The organism is Cupriavidus basilensis (assembly GCF_029335485.1).
Taxonomy (GTDB): domain Bacteria; phylum Pseudomonadota; class Gammaproteobacteria; order Burkholderiales; family Burkholderiaceae; genus Cupriavidus; species Cupriavidus basilensis_E.
Genome location: NZ_JARJLM010000718.1, coordinates 30,598 through 51,501 on the forward strand (window position 1 = coordinate 30,598; position 20,904 = coordinate 51,501).

The window sequence follows — 20,904 nt, forward strand, 5'->3', positions numbered from 1 at the left end:
CCAGCTAATCTCTCCTTAACCCCGACCCATGGAACTTCGACATTTGCGCTACTTCATCGCGGCAGCCGAAGAGGAGCATTTCGGCCGCGCTTCGGAGCGGTTGCATGTGACCAGGCCAGCTGTGTCACAGATCATCGCTGATTTGGAGAGCGAGCTCAGTACTCCTCTCTTCGAGCGGCAAGCGCATTGCGTAAAGTTGACTGCCGCCGGGCGTGCTCTCCTGCCAAGACTGCAAGCCGCCATGGACGACCTTCATGATGCTTTCGCGGTGGCGAAACGTGCAGGCGAAGGCAAAAGTGGAGCGCTCAATATCGGCTACGGATCGCTCACATTGCTCCACCCATTGTTCCGCACGGCGATCAAGCAGTTTCACGAGTCCTTTCCCGATGTCGTGCTTTCATTGTTCGAGATACCGACCATGGAACAGGCGAAGGCGCTTGCCGAGGGTAAGATCCATGCGGGTTTCATGCACTTCGGGCCGCGGCCCACGTTGCTGCAAAGGAAGCGCGACCAAGGCGTGTTGGCGCAAGACAGGACGGTCTTGGACTGGATTCGGATCCAAACGGGTGGACTCGGTGTCGTGGTCCCCCAAGATCACCCCCTGGCGAAAAGAAGGCGCCTCAGTCTCGCTGAACTGGCGGGGGAGCGCTTTGTTGTCGTACCGCGTTCAAGCAGCAGCCCCGGTTATGGGCCGATATACGCCCTCTGTAAAAAAGCTGGCTTCGAGCCGGAGATTGTGCAGGAAGTCAACACGATCGCTTCCCAGCTCAACCTCATTTCCGTTGGAATGGGCATTGGGCTCGGTGCGATAGGAAAGAACTTCAGCTATCCGTCGAGCCTGGTGGTCATACCGCTTGATGCAGTCAGCTACACAACCAGTTTCGTATTTGGCTGGGTGAAAGGACAACGAGATCCAGTACTCGACCGTATGATCGACATCGTCAAGGTTCTCGCCGAAAATGACTCATAGCGTAACGAAGGGCTTTTTCACGTTGAGGGAGACGGATGCGATGGGTGCACGGTCAACGCTTCCGCTCAAGAGGTCCCGGACGGATTTTGGTAGTGCCGGTAAGGAGGCGTCAAGCCTCGAATCATGCGGCGGGCTGTTTGCGATCAGGTGCAGAAGAGGAATGCCTGAGTGCGATCAGCCAGCCAGAAACCGCGCATGCGCGGTTCGCATTTGCGTGTGGGCTGGTGGCGGTTCTCGGCTCGATTGTTCGCGCGCGCTGGCTTTGACGAACACATATTTCACATTGGCCAGCGCGGGAATCTCAGCTTTGGCTGCTGGGTAGTTGCGCAACTGATCTGTGTCTGACGACAAAATCTCGCTCGTACAGCAATTCTTCGATATCGCGCAGGCCCAGTTGAAAGCGAAAGTGCCAGTGGACAGGCTGGCTGATGACTGCAGGCGGGAATCGATAGCCGTGATAGAACGTCTCTGTCTTCTGCATCGCCTATGCACTGGCCAACGTGACAAAGCCCCCACCAGGGCAAGTGCGACGCGGGGCGCGGCTACGGTATGCGGGAATTCCTCAGCGCGGCTCGAGAAGGCACGATGCCTTCCGGCCTGCCCCGAATGCGGCCATGGTGTCGTTGAGGTGAACACACGACGATACACAGTTGCGCTGTCCGTGAACAGGACATGTCTGTCCCCTACATGTACGCGGGGAGAGCACGTCGCCGCCCTGTACAGTCGGCGGCCCGTGCCGAAACGAGCGCGGCGGGCGTGGCACTACACTTGCTACTCCTTCTTGTCGCTAACACAAAGGAAATGACATGCCGAAGCAATCCCCCCGTACCTGGCTCATCACGGGCGCTGACAAAGGGCTGGGCTACCAGGCAGCAAAAGCCGCGCTCGAGCACGGCGACCAGGTTGTCGTGACCGTGCTCGCCGCGGACGGGCGCCACAAACTGAGCTTGCAGTACCCCGAGCGCTTGCGTTCCTTCCACCTCGATGCCCGCGACCATGCTCGCTTTGACGCAGTGGTCGCCCAGGCTGCCGCCGCGTTCGGCCGCATCGACGTCCTGGTCAACAACGCGGGCTACGGCCTACTCGCGGTTGCCGAGATGACCACGGCGGACAAGTATCGCCCGATGTTCGAAGTGAACTTCTTCGGCCTGGTGGAGATGACTCGCGCCGTGCTACCGATTATGCGGCGCCAGCGCGCGGGGCACATCATCAACCTGTCGTCCAAGGCGGGCTTCTCCGCTTCCCCGGGTTTCGCCTTGTACAGCGCCACCAAGTTTGCCGTCGAAGGCTACTCGGAGGCGCTGGCGAGGGAGGTGGAACCGCTCGGGATTCATGTGACTATCATTGAGCCCGGCGGTTTTCGCAGCGATTTCGCCGGACCGTCGCTAGTCACCTCCGGCAATGGCGGCGACGACTATGCCGGCATCAACCAGATGATCGAGCAGTACGCCGCGCAACGTCATGGCAAGCAGCCCAGCGATCCAGTGAAGTTCGGACTTGCGATGTACCGGCTGGTCGATGAAGCTCAGCCGCCGCTGCGGCTGCCGTTAGGGCCGGACAGCGTGCAAAGCATGCGCGAGGACCTGGCGTCGATCGCACAAGAACTCGAGCGCTGGGAACAGCTGTCGCTGTCGACGAGCGTGGATGCCTAGCCGCAGTTGACATTTGTCATTCCGGAGCCTGGCGATGCCTGGGCGTGGAGGGGCGCCAATCAGCTCGGCGCGTCGCTGGGCCTGCCTCACAAGTGCGGATGGCAAGATCGCGGCGCACCCCGTGTGCGCCACGGAGACTCAATGAGGCGCAGGTCTCAAAGCCGGCTGGGCTTTGCGCCCCGGTCCGGGCTAGGCGATGCCGGTTGAGGCAAGCCGCGCCAACGCGCTCACCGGAAGTCCGAAGCGGTCATAGACGGCATTCTCGAGATGGCAGCGGTCCCGGAATCCATAGAAGGCGGGCACTTGCATCGAGCCGGTCGCCATCAGGTCCAGCGCGAGCCGGGTCAGCCGATAGGTCATGACAATCTCCCGGAAGCTTTCGCCCTCGCACAGCAGCCTGCGCGACACTGTGCCGGTCTCATCGAGGCCGAGCGGGCGGCAGGCGGTCGCCAGACGCCAGTCGGCATGCGGTGCCATGAATACGGCCAGTGACAATGCCGCGGTTAGGGGCTTGCGTTCGCGTGCGTCGTCGGCCACCCAATCCGCACGGTCCCCGAGCCCTGCGAAGCCTCCCGGCGCCTTGGGTATGGGCAGGGCGTCGATTTGTATGAGGGCCAGCGTCACCGAGTCTATCAACACCAGCGAGACCGGCTCCAGCGCCGGTACCACGCGAGCTACGCGGCTGCGCAGCGTGCGTGCGAAACCGCGCTGCGAGACGATGCAGTGACCTGCCGTCACCTCGATGCTGAGCGATACGGGAAAGCGCAGATCGCGGATCGACACGACGCCCGCGGCGTCGCTATGCAGGCGAACCTGCCCGGCTATCACATCCGGGTCCCGTAGATCCGGTTGTGCGCGGGCATCGCAGTCAGAGATGACGTTTGCGGTCATACCTGAACCAGGCTGCAGGACCGACGCGGACGACAAAGCCGTCATGCATCGTTCAGCAAGGACAGGCCGAGGCCGGCGCGGCGCCACAGCCACGGGCTTGGGCGGTAGCGCATGTCGCCGGTGAGGTGTTCCAGGTTGCGCAGCACAGTCAGCACCAGGTGCGGGCCGATCACGTCGCCCAGCGCCAGCGGGCCCTTGGGGTAACCCAGGCCGAGGTTGACCGCGAGGTCGATGTCCACCGGCGTGGCAATGCGCTGCTGCGCGATGTCGCTGGCGATATTGACGATGCAGCTCACGATGCGCTGGGCCACGAAACCGGCCGAGTCGCGGATTACGGTAACGGGCACGCCGTCGCTGCCGAACAGGCCGTGCGCGGCTTCGCGCATGGCGGCGGAGGTGGCCGGCGTGGTCATCAAGGTGCGGCGCTTGGTGGCTTCGAACGGCAGCAGCGTGTCGATGGCGACCACGCGGGTGGGGTCCAGTCCTTCCTGCAGCGCGCAGGTGGTGGCGTCCAGGCCCAGCGGGGTGACCACGATCAGCGCGTCGGCGGAGGGCTGGTTGCCCGCTTCGGTGGTCATGCCCAGCGCGCTGATCAGCTTGACGGCCATGGCATGGCCGCGCTCGTCGGCGTGGCTGACCCAGACGCTGGCCGGGCGTGCCGCGGGCAGGGCGGCGGTGGCGGGCACTTGCTTCTGGCCGTCCACGTAGCGGTAGAAGCCGGCGCCGGCCTTGCGGCCGATCAGGCCGCCCACGGAGCGGATCGCCGTGATGGGCGACGGGCGGTAGCGCGGCTCCTGGTAGAACTGGTTGTAGATGGACTCCATCACCGGGTGCGACACGTCCAGCCCGGTCAGGTCCATCAGCTCGAAGGGGCCCATGCGAAAGCCCGCCTGCTCGCGCATGACCGCGTCGATGTCGGCGAACTCGGCCACGCCTTCCTGCGCGACCTTCAGGCCTTCGATGTTCATGCCGCGCCCGGCATGGTTGACGATGAAGCCGGGCATGTCCTTGCAGCGCACCGGCGTATGGCCCAGGCGGCGCGACAGCGCCATCAGCGCGTCTCCCACGGCGGGGTCGCCGGACAGGCCGTCGATCACCTCGACCACCTTCATCAGCGGCACCGGGTTGAAGAAGTGGTAGCCGGCGATGCGGCCCGGTTGCTTGGCGCCCACCGCGATCGCGGTGATCGAAAGCGACGACGTGTTGGAGGCGATCACGGCGTCCGGACGCAGGATGGCTTCCAGCTTGGCCACCAGGTCGCGCTTGACTTCGAGCTTCTCGACGATGGCCTCGAGCACCATGTCGCAGCCGGCCAGGTCTTCCAGTGCATTGCAGGGGAGAACGCGGGCCAGCGCGGCCGCGCCATCCTCGGCGCTCATCTTGCCCTTTTCGGCGAGCTTGGCGAAGGTATCCTGCAGGTATTGCCGGGCCGCTGCCACGGTTTGCGGGTTGGTGTCGAAGAGGCTGACGGCCAAGCCGGCCTGTGCGGCGATCTGGGCGATGCCGCGGCCCATTGCGCCGGTGCCGACGATGCCGAGGGTGTGGATGTCTGATGTATGCATGAGTCTGTGGATCGGTTAGCCAAAGCCGGCGCGACGGGGCTATGCGCCGAGGCGTCGGCTGCGGTGGGGTGACGAAGGGGCGGGTGTTCAGCCTTTCAGCGGACAGGCGCTCTGCGCCAAGGGCTGGAAAGCCTTGTCCGCAGGGATAACCTTGCGGATCTTCAGCAAGTCAAACTCGCCTTTGGACTCGGCCGGGCTCTTCGCTTCGGCCAGGTACATGTCGTGGAACATCTGGCCGTTGCGTTCGATGTGTCCATTCTTGACGAAGAAGTCGTTGATCGGCGTTTGCCGCAGCTTCGCCATAATCTTGTCGGAGTCCGCGCTACCGACCGACTGGACCGCCTTCAGGTACTGTGTGACGGCCGAATACATGCCGGCCTGTACCATGGTCGGCATCAACCGGGTCTGGGACTGGAACTTCCGACCGAAGGCCCGCGTTTCGTCGTTGTAGTCCCAGTAGAAGGCCGTGGTGAACTGTAGGCCCTGCGCCGTCTTCAAGCCCATCCCCTTCAGATCGGTGTCGAAGATCAGGAGCGGGGCGACGACCTGCTTGCCCTGACCAAGGCCGAACTCTGCGGCCTGGCGCACGGCGTTCTGCGTATCGCGGCCCGCGTTCGCCAGCGCGAATACCTCGGCCTTCGAGGCCTGCGCTTGCAGCAGGTAGGAGGCGAAGTCGGGAGCCGACAGCGGATGCCTCACCTTACCTAGTACCTTGCCGCCGCCTTGCTGGACGACCGCTGAGGCATTCTCCTCGAGCGAATGGCCGAACGCGTAATCCGCAGTGATGAAGAACCAGTTATTTTTCCCTTCCGCGAGGATTGCTTGAGCGGTGCCGTGGGCTAGCGCGTAGGTGTTGTACACATAGTGGATGCCGTAGGACGAGCACTGCTTGCCAGTAAGCTCGGTCGTTGCGGAACCGGCAAAGAACGTGATCTTCCTCTTGTCTCGGCCGATCTGTTGCAAGGCCAGCGCGGAAGCGGAATCGGTTGACTCGATGATCATCTGCACATTGTCGCGATCGTACCACTCGCGCGCCCGGGTAGCAGTGACGTCGACCTTGTTCTGGTAGTCGGCGGTCAGCACCTCGATTGGCCGCCCCAGCACCTTGCCGCCGAAATCGTGAACTGCCATCTTGACTGCTGCGATGCCGCCCGGCCCACCGATGCCGGAGTAGACGCCGGTCATGTCGACCAGTACCCCGATGCGGAACGGTTCGTCCGCTGGAAAGGCCGGGCCGCTGGCCAGTGCCATCAACACACAGCCGTAGTAGATAGATCGCCGATTCATTGCGCAGTTTCCTGGTAGTTGTCGAGGTGGTAGTCGTTGTCGCCGGGGGGGCGTGACCGGCCGCAACCGCGGTGGTGCCGCTCTCGCGCTGCCTCAGTTCTTCCATGCGGGAAGGCTGTCGCTGCCGGTGTCGCGCACAGGCGCCGGTGCGGTCAAGTTTTCCCCACGGAAGGCGTTTGTCACCGGCACGGGCAGCGCGGGCATTTGCTCACGCGTACCTGAGGTCACGCTCCGACTGAACAGGCCGCGCGCGGTGAAATGTGGGTCGCGGCAGGCTTCGTCGAGACTGACAACCCTGGCCGTGCAGACATCTTGTCCGCGAAAACGTTGCTCCCAGACGCATGCTGGGTGGCGCGCGATAACCTCCGCCACGCGCGCGATGGCGTCGTGTGCACTCAGGCTTGCCAGCGCATCCTCCTCCAACCCGATCAGGCGGACGAAATTGGACCAGAACTTGTCCTCGATTGGGGCAGCAGCCAGGTACTGCCCGTCTGAGGTTCGGTAGATCCGGTAGCGCGGTGAGCCGCCAGTCACCAGTCCCGAGCCAGGGGTGGGCCAGGTACCACGCCATCCATCACCAAGTCCCCAGTATTGGAGGGTGAACAGGTTGTCGGCCATGGCGATGTCAAGGAAGGTGCCGCGGCCGGTCTGCTCGCGCTGCCGTAGTGCGAGCAGGATGTTGATCATTGCGGGGTAGGCACCCCCGGCGATGTCGGCGATCAGCGCGGGAGGCAGCGCTGGCGCGCCATCGCCGCCGCAACTCAGAGACAGCATGCCTGTCGAGGCCACGTAGTTCAGGTCGTGTGCGGCATCCTGGGCGCGCGGGCCGTGCTGCCCATAGCCCGTGATGGAGCAATAGATCAGCCGTGGATTCAGCGCCGACAATACCCCATAGCCAAGGCCGAGCCTTCCCATCACGCCAGGACGGAACTGCTCGACTAGCACATCGGCGTCGCGAACCAGCGGCTCCAGCGCTTCAATGGCTTCCGCCGATTTCAGGTCAAGGGCGACCGAGCGCTTGCCACGGTTCAGCAAGGCGAAGTTGGCACTGTCCGAGCCCAGCTTCGGCTTGTAGGAGCGCATCTCATCGCCGTGCACGGGCCGCTCGACTTTGATGACGTCGGCGCCGGCCTCCGCCAGCAGCAGGGTGCAGAGCGGACCGGGGAGAAGCGTGCTGAAGTCCAGGACCTTCACGCCCCGCAATGGCTGCGTCATGACGACGACCGCTCCGCACGTTGCGCGGCCACGCGAGCGCGGCGGGCGGGCGCGTAGGCTTCCTGGCCCAGCGCCTCGTAGAGTGACGCGGTCACGGTGTAGTGGTGGGCCAGGCCGGTACGCTCGAGCAGGGAGATCGGCCCTTCTGGATAGCCAAGTCCCAACCTAAGCGTCTGGTCCATGTCCTCCGCGGTGGCGAGTCGCTCGTCGAGCCGGCGGAGCGCGGCGTTGTAGTAGGGACGGACCAGCCGGTCAACGATGCGGCCGGGAAAGTCATTGCAGACCGCCACCACGAGGCCGACGGCCTGGAACGCTTCACGCGCAGCCTCGACGGCCTCGCAGGCGGTGCCGGGCTGCTTGACGAGTTCGACAAGATTGCTCGGTGCTGCGTTGCCCAGGCGGAAACGAGCGAAACCGACCACATTTGAGCCTTCCTTGCCGGCCTGCTCGCCGGTGTGGGCGCCAAGGCATTCAGAGTCAAGCTCGACGGCGATGAAGCGAGCCGACGGATTCGCGGGCGCTCCGGCAAACGCCTGGCCGGCGCCTTCGCCGAGATAGACGATGCCGTCGCCAGCTGGACTGGCGGCGTCAAGGAAGGGGTGCCCGTCCGGAAACGAGCGGCTTTGTCCTGCTTCAACGATCTGGTAGCTCATGGTCAGGCTCCGAACATTTTCGAGTCGCTATAGGTATGGAAGCCCTGGCCGGTCTTCTTGCCGAGCCGTCTCGCGGCGATCATGCGGCGGACCAGCGGCGGGCAGGCAGCGCGTGGCTCATTGGTAAGGCCGTACATCGCCTCGCAGAGCAGCTTCTGGGTGTCCAGGCCGACCAGATCCAACAACTCGAGCGGCCCCATCGGGTAGCCCAGTGCGGTCTTGATCGCGGCATCGATATCGGCCGGCTCCGCAACTCCCTGTTCTACCAACCGGATGGCATCGTTGTTGAAGGGGATCAGGAAGTAGTTGAGGATAAAGCCAGGGGTATCCTGCGTTCGGACCGGCTTCTGACCCATGGCCAAGGTGAATTCCCAGGCGGTGGCGAAGGATTCGTCCGAGGTCGTCAGTCCTGGCGACATCTCGACGAGCTTCATCAACTGGGCAGGGAGGCAGAAGTGCATGCCGACGAAGCGATCGGGGCGTCCCGAACCGCCAGCGATCTCGGTGATTGAAATGGTCGACGTGTTGGAAGCGAACAGGGTATGCGGGGGGCAAACCTTGTCGAGTGCGGAAAATAGCTCATGCTTCACCGCGAGGTCCTCGAAGATCGCCTCGATGACGATGTCGCATTCCGCCATGGCCGCGACGCTGGTTGTACCTTGCCAGCGATCCATAATTTTCCCGACTTCGTCCGGCTGTATCTTGCCCCGCTCGGCGGACTTCTTCAGGAAGCCCTCGGTTTGGCTGCGGGCACGGTCGAGTGCCTCCTGGCGGGTGTCGTACACGATGGTCTTAAAGCCTGCGCGAGCCGCGACGATGGCAATGCCGGCCCCCATCGTCCCGCTGCCGGCAACGCCGACGGTCTTGATCGTTGTCACTGCATGACTCCTTGCTTATTTGGTGAGGAAACTTCTACCGATGAGCTGGCGGTGAACCTGATTGGTGCCTTCCCAGATTTGGGTGATCTTGGCGTCCCGCATCAGCCGCTCGACGCGGTAGTCATTGCAATATCCGTAGCCGCCCAGCAGTTGCACTGCATCGGTGGTGATCCGCATGGCCGCATCGGTAGCGCGAAGCTTGAGCATCGATGCCTCGATGCCAAAGTCCTTTTCACCCCGGTCGACCATTTCGCCGATCCGCCACAGCCACGACTCGCACAGGGCCAGCTCAGACGCCATGTCGGCCAGCATGAACTGGATACCTTGGAACTCCAGGATTCGCCGGCCAGATTGCTTCCGCTCGTTGATGTACGCGGTGGCGTCATCGAAGGCGGCGCGGGCGATGCCCAGCGCGTGCGCCGCCACGCTCGGCCGGGAGCGGTTCAGCGAGCCGAACAGGATGGACAGGCCGTCGCCAGGCGCGCCGATGAGGTTGGCGCGAGGTACGCGGCAGTTCTCGAAAGACAGAGCTGCGGTGCTGGAGGCGCGCGTGCCCATCTTGTGCTCTGTGTTGAGTACCGTCAGGCCATGGGTGCCCTTTTCGAGCACCAGGACTGAGATCGACTGCTTGCTGTCGGAGATCTCGGACCACTTGCCGAACAGCAAGTACAGGTCGGCCACGTCGCCATTGGTGATGAACACCTTGCCGCCCTGGATCACGATATCGTCACCATCTGGCGTGAAGGTCGTACGCATGCCGGTCGCATCGGATCCCGCCGACGGCTCGGTAATCGCCAGCGAGGCGATCGCCCCCTCGGCCACGCGCGGCAGCCAACGTTCCTTCTGCGCTTCGCTGCCGTACTCAATCAGCGGCTTCACTGCATGGAAGTTGGTGGCCCAGATGATGCCGGTCGAGGCGCATGCCTTTGAGATCTCGCGCACGCAAGCCAGGTAGCTGACATATGAAGTCTGCGCGCCGCCATAGGCCTCCGGCACGAACATGGCGTTCAAGCCAAGCGCATTGATCGCTTCGATGTTCCGCCAGGGAAACTCGCTGGTGCGGTCGTAGTGGGCCGCATCCGGTGCAATCCGCTCGCGGCACAGGTCCTTGACGCTGTCGAGCAGCATCTGTTCCTCGTCCGACAGACTGAAGCTACGGTCGAGGCGTTCCAGAATATTCATGTCTCGCTCCTTGACTCAGAGAGCCATGCCCTGGCCGCCATCGACGTACAGGGTCTCTCCCGTGAGGAATTGGCCGGGCAGGCGATAGAGCATCGATACCAGCCCGGATACGTCGGCGACTGCGCCCGGGCCGCCAGTTGGGATCCGTTTGCGCAGGAAATCCTGCAGCGGTCCTTCGTTGAGTTCCGCACGGTTCAGGTCCGTCTCGATATAGCCGGGGGCAATATTGATGACGCGGATGCGGTCACGCGCCCATTCGACCGCCAGGCAGCGTGTGATGGCGCCCACCGCGGCCTTCGATGCGCAATAGGCGACGTTCCCTTTGACGCCAAGCTTCTCGAAGAACGATCCCATGTTGACGATCAACGCACCGCCGGCACGGGCAAGATACGGATAGGCGGTCTGGCTGACCGCGAACACCGAGGTTGCGTTCGCCCCCATTACCGCCTCGTAGTCGGCAACGGGGAAGGTTGCCGACTTGCCCTGCAGGTGCACGCCGGCATTGTTAACGAGCCCGACGATTGGCCGGTCGGTAGTCGCGGCGATCAGCGCGAATGCCTCGGTCAGCGAGTTGGCATCGGTGATGTCGCAGGCGATGGCGAACATCCTGGTTCGCTCCGCCAGCTCGAGGTCGATGCCGGCAGGGAGACTGCCGGAGCGAGACAGGCAGGCGACCTGGAAGTCTGCGCGGGCCAGTTCCTGCGCGATGGCTGCGCCGATGCCACGGCTCGCGCCGGTGACGACGATGCAGCCGCGAGAGATATCATCCATCCTTGAACTCCGGTTCGCGCTTCTCGATGAATGCCTTCATGCCCTCGGCCGCGTCACGGGTCTGGTACGCAAGCGTCGACAGGTCGGCTTCGATCCGCAGACCTTCGTCGAGCGTGGTCGCTAGCGCCCTCTGCACGGCTTCCCGCGCGAAGCGGGAAGCGCAACCGCTGAAGGCCAGGAAGGGGGCCAGGTACTGCCGGCCCAGTTCGACCGGATCGTCGCCTTCGACGAGCTGATTGACGAGGCCAATCCGTTCGGCCTCGGCGCCGTCGATGGCACGGCCGGACATGATCAGTTCCAGCGCCCGTCCCTCACCGACTAGGCGCGGCAGACGCTGTGTGCCACCATAGCCGGGGATCAGCCCCAGCTTGATCTCGGGCAGTCCCATCTTGGCCTTGCGGGTCGCGATCCGGAACGTGCATGCCATCGCCAGTTCCAGCCCGCCGCCGAAGGCATAGCCGTGCAGCACCGCCACGGACGGGATGGCGAGCCGGGCGAGCTTGTTGAAGGCCTGCTGGCCAAGTAGGGCGCCGTCCCGCTGCGCGGTCAGGTCGCGGTCCATCAGTTCCGTGATGTCGGCGCCGGCGCAGAACGCCTTGGGACCTGCGCCCACCACGATCAGCCCGCGCGCCGGTGACTGCGCCACCTCGTCGATCGCCTGCGAAATCTGCGCAAGCATGCGGAACTGCAGCGCATTGAGCGCGTCCTGGCGGTTCAGTGTCAGGATCGCGTATTGGTCGGAAAAAAAGCTCAGTTCGACTGTCATGTCAGGCTCCCGACCCTGCGGCCGCCTTATAACGGACCGCAACCGGCGAAATTTTTCCCAGACGCGCCATCTCGACGAGTTCGCGTTTGAGGATCTTGCCGCTGGCGGTCAGCGGGAAGGCTTCCATGTCGATGAAGTATTCGGGCATGTCGTACTTGGAAAGTCCACAGGTGGCGAGATGCGACAGCATGTCCTGGGGGGCGACCTGCTGTCCGGAGCGGAGGATCACCGACAGGCAAACCTTCTCCCCGAGCCGCTCATCGGGCACTGGAAAGGCCGCAGCACGCTCCACGGCCCTATGGCGCATAGCCAGCTCTTCGATATGCGCGGGATGGATGTTATGGCCGCCGCGGATGATCAGGTCCTTCTTGCGGCCGACAATGATCAGGCAGCCGTTCGCGTCCATGATTCCGAGGTCGCCGCTCATGAACCAGCCGTGGATGTTGAACGAGCTCTCGGTGGCAACCTGGTTGCTGAAATAGCCAAGCATCAGGGTGCCGCCGCGGCCCCCGATTTCGCCAACTTCTCCGATTTCGGCCTCCTCATCAGGATTGCCCTGCTTCCAGATACGCACTTCGTAGCCGCGGCAGGCGTGGCCACATGTCGTAACGATGGCGTCCGGCGTATCGGTGGGAACGGTGTAGTTGTGCGAGCCGTTCTCGGTCATGCCGTAGACATTCTGCGGCATCACGCCGAGGCTGACGAACTTCTCCGCCACGTCACGCGGGATCGCCGCGCCGGCCATGTAGAAGGTCCGCACGTCCCCCAGCGAGGTCATGCCGCGCTCGCGGATGGCCTGCAGGATATCCATCGCGTGGGTCGGGACGCCCATTACATAGGTGGCTCCGGTGTCGACGATCCAGTCGAGCGCGTGGGCGCCACGACGCAGGTTCGTCATCACGAGCTCCATCCCGACCACCAGCATCTGTTCGATCGCCACGGTGGCAATGTGGTGGCTCATCGGGCTGAGCGTCAGCACAATGGTGTCCGCAGTGTGCCCCCAGTCCGCGACCATGGCCCGACCGTTCGCTAGCAGCGTGTTGTCGCTGTGCATGACGCCCTTCGGCTGGCCGGTGGTGCCCGATGTGAAGGCCAGGTAGACGATCTTGTCGGGGTTCATGTCGGGCACGGTGAGCGCCGACGGCGGCTGCCGGCCGGGAAAGGGCCCGGCGCCCGCTGCAGTCGTCTCGGCCACGTCGGCATCGCCTAGTGCGTAGACAGCACAGAGTGTGGGGATATCGCGCACCCGCTCGAAGATGGAGTGCTGGGCCGCGTCTGCACCGTAGCCTGGCATCGCGAACAGGGCGCGGCACTGGATCCGGTTCAGCAGCGTGCAGATCTCGTCGACGGTGTAGTTCTGATGCAGAGATGGACAGCACACATAGCCGTTACGCGAGCAGGCCAGGAACACGATCACCGTATGCACGATGTTCGGCAGCCAGATGCCAACCCGGTCGCCCGGCTTCAGGCCTTTGCGGTGCAGGTCCTCGGCCACGCTGTCTACCCAGTCGACGACCTCGCGCCAGCTCAGCCGGACGTCGGCGTCGCGCAGCGCGCAAGCGCTTGGCCGCTCGCGCGCATGGCGCCGGGCCAGGGTGTACAGGGTGTCCTGTTGCCAGATGCCGGACAGGTAGTAGTCCCTGGCATTCTGCGGATTGTGAAGCGTCAGGATGTTTTGCATGGCAATGGCTCACTGGTTCAGTGACCGAACTTCCCGGCGTCCGGCTGACGGCGCTCGGCAAACGCGGCAGCAAGTTCGTCGTGTTCCTGGCTGTCGAGGTAGCCACGCAGCAGCAGGTCGTGCGCCATCCGCGACAGTCCGGATACGCCGCCATGGCGCGCATTAAAGGCGCTCTTCAGCGAAGCGAGGGCGAAGGCGCCGCGTTCGGCGATTTCCAGCGCGTAGGCGCGGGTAGCGGACTGCAGTTCTGCGTCCGGTACCACCTTGTTGATCAGCCCCATTTCCAGCGCCTCCTGTGCGCTGATCTTCGGGTTGCGGTACCAGATGTCCTTCGCACGCTTCTTGCCGACCAGATCCTCCAGATACCACGTGCCATACCCCGCGTCGAAGCTGCCGACCATCGGGCCGACCTGGCGGAAGACGGCCGATTCCCTGGCAATGGTCAGGTCGCACACTACCTGCAGTACATTGCCGCCGCCGACGGCGAAGCCGTTGATCGATGCGATCACCGGCTTCTGGAGGCGATCGATGCTTTCGTACATCTCCAGCGTCGGCAGCACGCCGGCGTAGAGGGTGGTGTCCTGCATGCCGTCCTTGCGACCACCTGTGCAGAAGAACTTGTCGCCGGCGCCAGTGATGACAATCACGCGCGTACGGGTTTCACGGCGGATGTCGTTGATGCAGTCGCGGATCTCGTGGCACATCCGCTCGGTGAACATGTTGCCGTCGTGTGGCCGGTTCAGCGTGATGGTGCCGATGGGGCCGTCTTCCTGGTAGAGAATCTCTTCGTATGCCATGTCTTTTCCTTTAAACGATTTCCGAATCCGTTAGTCCGGCGATGCAGGTGGGTGACATCGACAGACGTTGGCCGAGTATTTGCCCGGAGTGCTGACCGAGCGTGGGAGGGGGCATGCGTGTGGTCTCGGTCCGCCCGTCGAAGCGGATGCCGAGACCGACCTGCGGAATAGGGCCCTGCGGCCCGTCGATCGCAAAGAACAGGCCGTCGTCGCGCAGCACCGGATCGGCGACTAGTTGCTCAATGGTGTTGATCGGGCCGGCCGGGATCCGGTGTGTGGCGAACAGCTTGAGCCACTCTGCCCGGGGGCGGCCGATCAGGATGTCGGCGATGGCCGCGACGATCCGCTCGCGCGCATTGCGCCGCTTGGCGTTGGTGTCGAGTTCAGCCTGTGCGCCGAACTCCGGCTTGCCGACCGCGCTCCAGAAACGTTTCCAGATGGCGTCATTGCCCAGGCCGAGGGTCAGCGGATGGTCGGCGGTATCGAACACCTGATAGATGGCAATTACGGAGTCGCGCCCGCCCGAGCGGCGCGGCATCTCGTCGGAACCGAGATATGGAACGATCCGGGGTGCCATGAAACGGACCGAGCTGGCGACCATCGAGATATCGATCTGCCGGCCCTTTCCGGTCCGTTGCCGATCGTACAGCGCTGCGAGGGTAGCCATCGCAGCGTCCTGGCCGGCGAGAAGGTCGGAGGCCGGTGTGCCGACCTTTTGTGGCCCATTGGACGGCTCGCCAGTCAGATCCATGATGCCGGCGTAGCCTTCGGCGATCAGGTCGTAGCAAGGCAGTTCCGCGCGCGGGCCCTGCAGGCCAAAGCCAGTGATGGAAACATGGATCAGCCCGGGGTGGATTGCGCTCAGCCTCGCATAGTCGACGCCCAGCTTGGCCTGCACCGCTGCGCTGGTGTTCACCACGACCACGTCGGAGATCTTGATCAGCTGGTCCAGAACCTGCCGGCCTTCCGCTCGGGTCAGGTCAATGGTAATGCTGGACTTGTTCCGGTTGACAGCGAGAAACCACAACGATTCGCCATCGAGGAACGGCGGCCCCCATGCGCGTGTGTCGTCGCCGGTCGATGGCCGCTCGACCTTGACGACTTCCGCGCCGAGGTCGGCGAGCAGCAGCGTGCCGTAGGGGCCTGCAACGGATGTCGTCAGATCCAAGACGCTGACGCCCTTCAGAAGTTCGAGGCCGGCGGATAGGGGCTGCTTGGGCAATTCACTCAGTGTAGTCATGCGTTGCTGCCTGGGTGGGTAAGTGCCCCATTAATGCAAGCCTCATGCCACAGAGTCGTGCCGCTGGCACAGGATGTGCGTCAAGGAATCGCAAAGCCCGCGCGGGCTTGGCCTCCAAGCTGGCTTCCACGGCGATTTGGAGGACTTTCCGGGCGGCGTGGCAAGCGCGCGAGGGACAGCGCTCGCCTGTTCTCGCGAGGTGAGCTGCGTTTTCCGACTACAGAGCGGTGTCCTCATCGAATACACTAAAGACAGATAGAGATCACAGCAGAGACGGTGATGAAGAGAGAGACAAAAGGAATCTTCGTGTTAGACGAGGAAGGCCAGACCCGATTCGCAAGCGGACTTGGGAAGGACGTGTTCGTTGCCCGATCCCTTGCTGCGGCGTGGCGGAATCGCGGCAGGGTGCCACTTCGGCGCCTCTGGGCGATGACTGATCTGGAGCAACCACTGACAATTGCTGCGGTGCACAATACCGACGGGGTGTGTTTCTTGATTTTCGAGGCTGGTGAATCGGATGACCTCAACGAGTTCCTCGCTAGCGTCGATTCTGCCGAGGACATTCTCCGGCACTTCATTACGGACCCCTACCGCGCTATGGTGGTTGTCGACCCGGGTGGCAAGATCGCGTATATGAGCCCGGTGCATGAACGCTTCTTTGGACTGAAGCATGGCGAGGCGATCGGACGCCACGTCACCGAGGTTATCGAAAACACGCGTCTGCATGAATGTGTGGCGTCAGGGAAGGCGCAGGTTGCGCAACTGCTGGAGATGAAGGGCGTAACGCGCATCGTGTCGCGCATCCCCATCTTCGACCGCAACGAGCGGGTCGTCGCCGCGATTGGTCAGGTCATGTTCAAGGGCCCCGAGGTCATCAGCCAGATGACCGAGGAACTGACCCGGGTGAAGAAGGAACTGGATTTCTACCGGCGCGAGCTGTCCGGCATTCGCAACCGCAAGTACGGATTGGATCAGATGGTGGGCAATAGTGAGGCTGTCCGGCGACTGAAGGAAGACATTATCCGGGTCGCGCCGCTCGACGTCCCCGTGCTGCTGGCGGGCGAAAGCGGGACAGGCAAGGAGCTAGTCGCGCACGCGATCCACATGCTGAGTCCGCGCAACGACAAGCCGCTCGTGGTGGTCAACTCCGCAGCCATGCCGGCCAACCTGGTGGAGAGCGAGCTGTTCGGCTACGAGGCCGGTGCCTTCACCGGCGCGGACAAGAAGGGCCGGAAGGGAAAGTTCGAGGCGGCGGACACCGGCAGCCTGTTCCTCGACGAGATTGGCGACATGCCGCTTGATATCCAGGTCAAGCTGTTGCGCGTGCTGCAGGACGGCCTCTTCGAACGAGTGGGTGGCGACAAGGCCCGGCAGTCGGATTTCCGGCTAATTTCGGCGAGTAACCGCGATTTCGGCGCGATGATTGCCGAGAGCACATTCCGCCTCGACCTGTTCTACCGCATCAGCGCGGTGACCCTGCGCCTGCCGCCGCTGCGTGACCGGCTCGAGGATATCCCGGAGTTGGCGAGCACCTTCCTCGAGGCCTTCGCGCATCGACAGGGACTGCAGAAGAAGGGCATCACCGACGCGGCGATCCGTTTCCTGCAGTCGCGCGCGTGGCCGGGCAATATCCGCCAGTTGCAGCATGCGATCGAGCGTGCCGCGATCTTCTGCGATGGCCCCGCGCTCGGCATTGAGAGCTTCGGCAGTCTCGAGAGCGCGGAAAGCTTGCTCGAGCGCGGCAATGCGGCGCGGACCATGCGGCGCGACCCTTCCAATGTCTCGGATGTCCGCGACGCCAAAGATCGGGTCGAATCCGATTTGATCATGGAAGCGATGGTGCGCACGCGCGGGAACAAGAAGCGCGTGGCAGAGGAACTCGGCATTTCTCGGTCCTATCTGTACAAGCGTCTCAAGGAGATTTCCGCCAAGCGCGGGGACGTGATCATTGAACTGTAAGCGCCGCACCGGAGGCGGCGGCGCCATGCTGCCGCAGTTTCCTGCCGCATTTCCGCCTTGCGTTTGTCCTGGGACTCCTGTGTCGATATGGGTTCGCGGGGCCCGCACGGGGCATCATTGCCTGGCGGGTGAATCGCTGCGCCGCACGGTTGCATTGGTTAGAAATTCAGTTGCATTGGTTAGAAATTCAAACCGATTGCCACCTGGCCGTTGTGTAGACTCGATCGTGCTAACAGGAGGGTCCGTTTCGAGCGGAGCCCCGATCCGGACGCATGCGCGAGCAACGGGCCAGCGTCCGCCGCAACGTGCGGCGATCGGCAAATGCATGACAGGAGACATCATTTCCATGAAGCGTCGCAGATTTCTTCATTGCCTGGCCGGCATCGCGCCGGCGTCGGCACTGTTGCCAATGCCCGTGCTGGCGCAGGACCCCGCGTTTCCATCCCGGCAGATCCGCATCGTCGTCGGTACCGTCGCGGGTACGCTCGTCGACCAGAGCGCGCGGTATTACGCCGAGAAGATGTCGGTGTTCCTCAAGCAACCGGTCGTGGTCGAGAACGTTTCCGGTGCCAGCTCGCTGCTGGCAATCAGGCAAGTGATGAAGGCGCCGGCCGACGGCTATACGCTGCTGGCCGCCGCCAACACGCTGGTGACGGTGCCGCATGTCAATCCTCGCGCCGGCTATGCGGTCAGCGACTTCACCGCGATCGGCGAAATGGTTCGCTCACCGTCCCTGCTGGTGACGCGCGGCGCCGGGCCGTACAGGACTCTCGCGGAACTGATCGCCGCCGCTCGCAAGAGCCCCGGGCAAGTCAGCTACGGCTCGGCGGGCATTGGCGCTACCAATCACCTTCCGGTGGAGCTGCTCGCGCGCCAGGCTGGGGTTTCGTTCACACACGTGCCGTACAAGGGCATCGGCGCCGCACTTCCGGACGCCGTCGCCGGCCGGCTCAGCTTTGTGATGGGCGCCGCGACCTCGATGGCGGAATTATTAAAGAGCGGTACCTTGCGTCCGTTGGCGATCAGTTTGAACCGGCGCTCGCCGAAATTTCCGGACGTCCCGACATTCCGCGAGCTGGGCTATCCGGATGTGACGTTCGAGGTCTGGGTGGGTGTGGTCGGGCCGGCGGGGATCCCGGCTGCGGCAAAGTCCCGGCTGGCGGAAGCGATGGCCTTCGCCCGCGCGGACCACGACATCATCCGGCGCCTGGATGCCGTGGGCCAGGAAATCTCGCCGGTGCGCACGCCAGAGCAGTTCGCGGGAGTGCTGCGCACCGACGAGGACAAATTCCGCAAGCTGATCAGGGACGCCAACATCATTGCCGATTGAACCGGCGCGAGCCGAAGAGCTGAGATGAGCAAGACGCTATACGAGAAGATCTGGGACGCCCACGCCATCCTGCAGCGCGAGGATGGCCAGACGCTGCTGCACGTAGCGCGCCACTTTGTGCACGACGGATCACTACACGCCTTCGACTTCCTGGAGGGGCGGGGGTTGGGCGTGCGTAGGCCCGACCAAGTGTTCGGCACGCCCGATCACGGCGTGTCGACGCAGCGCGCCGAACTTGCTGCCATTGCCGATCCTGAGCAGCGGCGCGCCGTGGACCTGCTGTCGCGGAATACCGAGAAATTCGGCATTGTCCAATTTCCGCTTGGCGATCCACGCCAGGGCATCGTGCACGTGGTCGGGCCGGAGCAGGGACTGACGCAGCCCGGGATGTTGCTGGTCTGCGGGGACTCCCACACATCGACCCACGGCGCGCTGGGAGCGCTTGCGTTTGGGCTCGGCACCAGCGATATCATGCACGTGCTGGCGACGCAGACCACCTGGCAGCGTCGCGCGAAGACCATGCGCATCTCGGTCGACGGCGCTCTGCCCGCCGGCGTGACCGCCAAGGACGTGATCCTGGCGATCATCGCGAAGATCGGCATCAACGGCGCCACCGGACACGTGATCGAATACGCGGGCTCGACGGTGCAGGCGATGTCGATCGAGGAGCGCCTGACTGTCTGCAATATGTCGATCGATGCCGGCGCGCGAGCCGGCATGGTGGCCCCGGACGACACCACCTACGCCTATCTGCAAGGCCGCCCATTCGCGCCTAGCGGCGCGCAGTGGGACAAGGCGCTTCAATACTGGCGTTCGCTGCCGTCCGATGCCGGCGCGGTGTTCGATAGCGAAGTCTCGCTCGATGCCAGCACGCTGGCGCCGATGGTGACATGGGGCAACAGTCCCGCCGACGTGCTGCCGGTCAATGGACGCGTGCCCGATCCGGCGTTGCAGCCTGATTCGCAGCGCCGTGCCGACATGCAACGGACGCTCGACTACATGGGTCTGGCGCCCGGTATGGCGCTGACCGATATCGAGATCGATCAGGTCTTTATCGGATCCTGCACCAACGCGCGACTGGAAGACCTGCGGGCGGCGTCCAAGATTCTGCGAGGGAGGCGCGCGACGGTCCCGACGCTGGTCGTGCCCGGCTCGACGCAGGTGAAGCTGGCCGCAGAAGCTGAAGGTCTTGACCGTATCTTCCGCGACGCGGGCTGTACCTGGGGCGCATCGGGTTGCTCGATGTGCGTGGGCATGAACGGCGACGTGGTTGGACCTGGCAAGCGGTGCGCATCGACGTCCAACCGCAATTTCGTCGGGCGGCAGGGCAAGGGCAGCAGGACGCATCTGGTGAGCCCGGCAATGGCCGCGGCCGCCGCACTCACTGGGCGCATCACCGACGTGCGCACGCTTGGAGCTTGAGATGGAACGATTCGAGATACTTGAAGGCGTTGCCGCTCCGCTGGACCTGCCCGCTGATACGGACCAGATTTTGCCCGCGCGCTTCCTGCGCCGACCCCGGCAGCAGGGCTATCAGGACTTCCTGTTTCGCGACATGCGATTTCGCGAGGATGGCAGCGAAGTTCCCGAGTTCGTGCTGAACCAGGCGCCGTACCGCCACGCTTGCATCCTCGTGGGCGATCGCAATTTCGGCAGCGGATCAAGCCGCGAGCAGGCGCCGTGGGGGCTGATCGACTACGGCATCCGTTGCGTGATTGCCGCTGACTTCGGTGACATCTTCTATCTTAACGCGCTTAAGGGAGGGCTCTTGCCGGTGCGACTCGATGCCGATGTCTGCGCGAAGCTGCGACAGCAGCTGCATGCTCGGCCCGGCGCGACCCTTCGCGTGGATCTGCCCCGACAGACCGTCACCGGCACGGACGGCGCACTCCATTCCTTCCAGATCGATGCCTTTCGCAAGCACTGCCTGCTTGAAGGGCTCGACGACATCGGCTTCACGATGCGGCACGATGGTGCGATCACCGCATTCGAGCAGGCTTACCGGCGAAGATTCGACTGGCTGTTCGAGCGCACGGACGGCGGGCATTGATTGTGCTTTGTATCGAGCCC

General features: G+C 63.7%; 18 protein-coding genes and 1 pseudogene. 6 read left to right on the forward strand and 13 right to left on the reverse strand.

Annotation, left to right across the window (positions count from 1 at the left end; all coding sequences use genetic code 11):
* Nucleotides 1–43 precede the first annotated feature (43 nt).
* Nucleotides 44–970 (forward strand): LysR substrate-binding domain-containing protein, encoded by a 927-nt coding sequence (locus P3W85_RS44320; protein WP_276269487.1) that lies wholly within the window; start codon nt 44–46, stop codon nt 968–970.
* A 155-nt stretch (nt 971–1,125) separates the two neighbouring features.
* Here P3W85_RS44320 and P3W85_RS44325 read toward each other — a convergent pair.
* A pseudogene (locus P3W85_RS44325) lies at nt 1,126–1,451 on the reverse strand (hypothetical protein); the annotation flags it as partial.
* A gap of 325 nt (nt 1,452–1,776) precedes the next feature.
* Here P3W85_RS44325 and P3W85_RS44330 point away from each other — a divergent pair.
* The gene (locus P3W85_RS44330) at nt 1,777–2,622 is read left to right on the forward strand and encodes an oxidoreductase (RefSeq protein WP_276269488.1); all 846 of its coding nucleotides are present in this window, start codon (nt 1,777–1,779) and stop codon (nt 2,620–2,622) included.
* Nucleotides 2,623–2,811: 189 nt separating this feature from the next.
* On the opposite strand, the gene P3W85_RS44335 is transcribed toward P3W85_RS44330, so the two are convergent.
* The 12 genes from P3W85_RS44335 to P3W85_RS44390 form a co-directional block, all read right to left on the reverse strand.
* The gene (locus P3W85_RS44335; protein ID WP_276269489.1) at nt 2,812–3,513 is read right to left on the reverse strand and encodes a hypothetical protein; all 702 of its coding nucleotides are present in this window, start codon (nt 3,511–3,513) and stop codon (nt 2,812–2,814) included.
* 41 nt (nt 3,514–3,554) lie between these two features.
* Nucleotides 3,555–5,075 carry a 3-hydroxyacyl-CoA dehydrogenase gene (locus tag P3W85_RS44340; RefSeq protein WP_276269490.1) on the reverse strand — a complete coding sequence of 507 codons (1,521 nt, stop codon included), beginning with the start codon at nt 5,073–5,075 and terminating at the stop codon, nt 3,555–3,557.
* Between the two features lie 87 nt (nt 5,076–5,162).
* Nucleotides 5,163–6,362, reverse strand: a complete 1,200-nt coding sequence (locus P3W85_RS44345) for an ABC transporter substrate-binding protein (protein WP_276269491.1) — start codon at nt 6,360–6,362, stop codon at nt 5,163–5,165.
* Nucleotides 6,363–6,455: 93 nt separating this feature from the next.
* Nucleotides 6,456–7,577, reverse strand: a complete 1,122-nt coding sequence (locus P3W85_RS44350) for a CaiB/BaiF CoA transferase family protein (RefSeq protein WP_276269492.1) — start codon at nt 7,575–7,577, stop codon at nt 6,456–6,458.
* Complete coding sequence (locus P3W85_RS44355) at nt 7,574–8,230, reverse strand: 3-hydroxyacyl-CoA dehydrogenase family protein (protein WP_276269493.1); 657 nt, start codon at nt 8,228–8,230, stop codon at nt 7,574–7,576. Before P3W85_RS44355 ends, P3W85_RS44350 begins: the two co-directional genes overlap by 4 nt.
* Nucleotides 8,231–8,232: 2 nt before the next feature.
* Nucleotides 8,233–9,108 carry a 3-hydroxyacyl-CoA dehydrogenase family protein gene (locus tag P3W85_RS44360; protein WP_276269494.1) on the reverse strand — a complete coding sequence of 292 codons (876 nt, stop codon included), beginning with the start codon at nt 9,106–9,108 and terminating at the stop codon, nt 8,233–8,235.
* A 15-nt stretch (nt 9,109–9,123) separates the two neighbouring features.
* Nucleotides 9,124–10,290 carry an acyl-CoA dehydrogenase family protein gene (locus P3W85_RS44365; RefSeq protein WP_276269495.1) on the reverse strand — a complete coding sequence of 389 codons (1,167 nt, stop codon included), beginning with the start codon at nt 10,288–10,290 and terminating at the stop codon, nt 9,124–9,126.
* Between the two features lie 15 nt (nt 10,291–10,305).
* A complete protein-coding gene (locus P3W85_RS44370) occupies nt 10,306–11,061 on the reverse strand; it encodes an SDR family NAD(P)-dependent oxidoreductase (RefSeq protein ID WP_276269496.1) in 756 nt (251 codons plus the stop codon).
* Nucleotides 11,054–11,827, reverse strand: a complete 774-nt coding sequence (locus tag P3W85_RS44375) for an enoyl-CoA hydratase/isomerase family protein (RefSeq protein WP_276269497.1) — start codon at nt 11,825–11,827, stop codon at nt 11,054–11,056. Before P3W85_RS44375 ends, P3W85_RS44370 begins: the two co-directional genes overlap by 8 nt.
* Before the next feature lies 1 nt (nt 11,828).
* The gene (locus tag P3W85_RS44380) at nt 11,829–13,508 is read right to left on the reverse strand and encodes a class I adenylate-forming enzyme family protein (RefSeq protein WP_276269498.1); all 1,680 of its coding nucleotides are present in this window, start codon (nt 13,506–13,508) and stop codon (nt 11,829–11,831) included.
* A 17-nt stretch (nt 13,509–13,525) separates the two neighbouring features.
* On the reverse strand, nt 13,526–14,305 hold the full coding sequence (locus P3W85_RS44385) for an enoyl-CoA hydratase-related protein (RefSeq protein WP_276269499.1): 780 nt from the start codon (nt 14,303–14,305) through the stop codon (nt 13,526–13,528).
* A 10-nt stretch (nt 14,306–14,315) separates the two neighbouring features.
* A complete protein-coding gene (locus P3W85_RS44390; protein ID WP_276269500.1) occupies nt 14,316–15,545 on the reverse strand; it encodes a CaiB/BaiF CoA transferase family protein in 1,230 nt (409 codons plus the stop codon).
* A 279-nt stretch (nt 15,546–15,824) separates the two neighbouring features.
* Here P3W85_RS44390 and P3W85_RS44395 point away from each other — a divergent pair, with 279 nt between their 5' ends.
* From P3W85_RS44395 to leuD, 4 genes are all read left to right on the forward strand, one after another.
* Nucleotides 15,825–17,504: a sigma-54 interaction domain-containing protein gene (locus P3W85_RS44395; protein WP_276269501.1), complete on the forward strand. Its 1,680-nt coding sequence runs from the start codon at nt 15,825–15,827 to the stop codon at nt 17,502–17,504.
* 409 nt (nt 17,505–17,913) lie between these two features.
* Entirely contained in the window at nt 17,914–18,834 is a 921-nt protein-coding gene (locus P3W85_RS44400) for a Bug family tripartite tricarboxylate transporter substrate binding protein (RefSeq protein ID WP_276269502.1), read from the forward strand.
* 24 nt (nt 18,835–18,858) lie between these two features.
* The gene (leuC, locus tag P3W85_RS44405) at nt 18,859–20,256 is read left to right on the forward strand and encodes a 3-isopropylmalate dehydratase large subunit (RefSeq protein ID WP_276269503.1); all 1,398 of its coding nucleotides are present in this window, start codon (nt 18,859–18,861) and stop codon (nt 20,254–20,256) included.
* 1 nt (nt 20,257) lies between these two features.
* Complete coding sequence (leuD, locus tag P3W85_RS44410) at nt 20,258–20,884, forward strand: 3-isopropylmalate dehydratase small subunit (RefSeq protein ID WP_276269504.1); 627 nt, start codon at nt 20,258–20,260, stop codon at nt 20,882–20,884.
* Nucleotides 20,885–20,904: the final 20 nt, after the last annotated feature.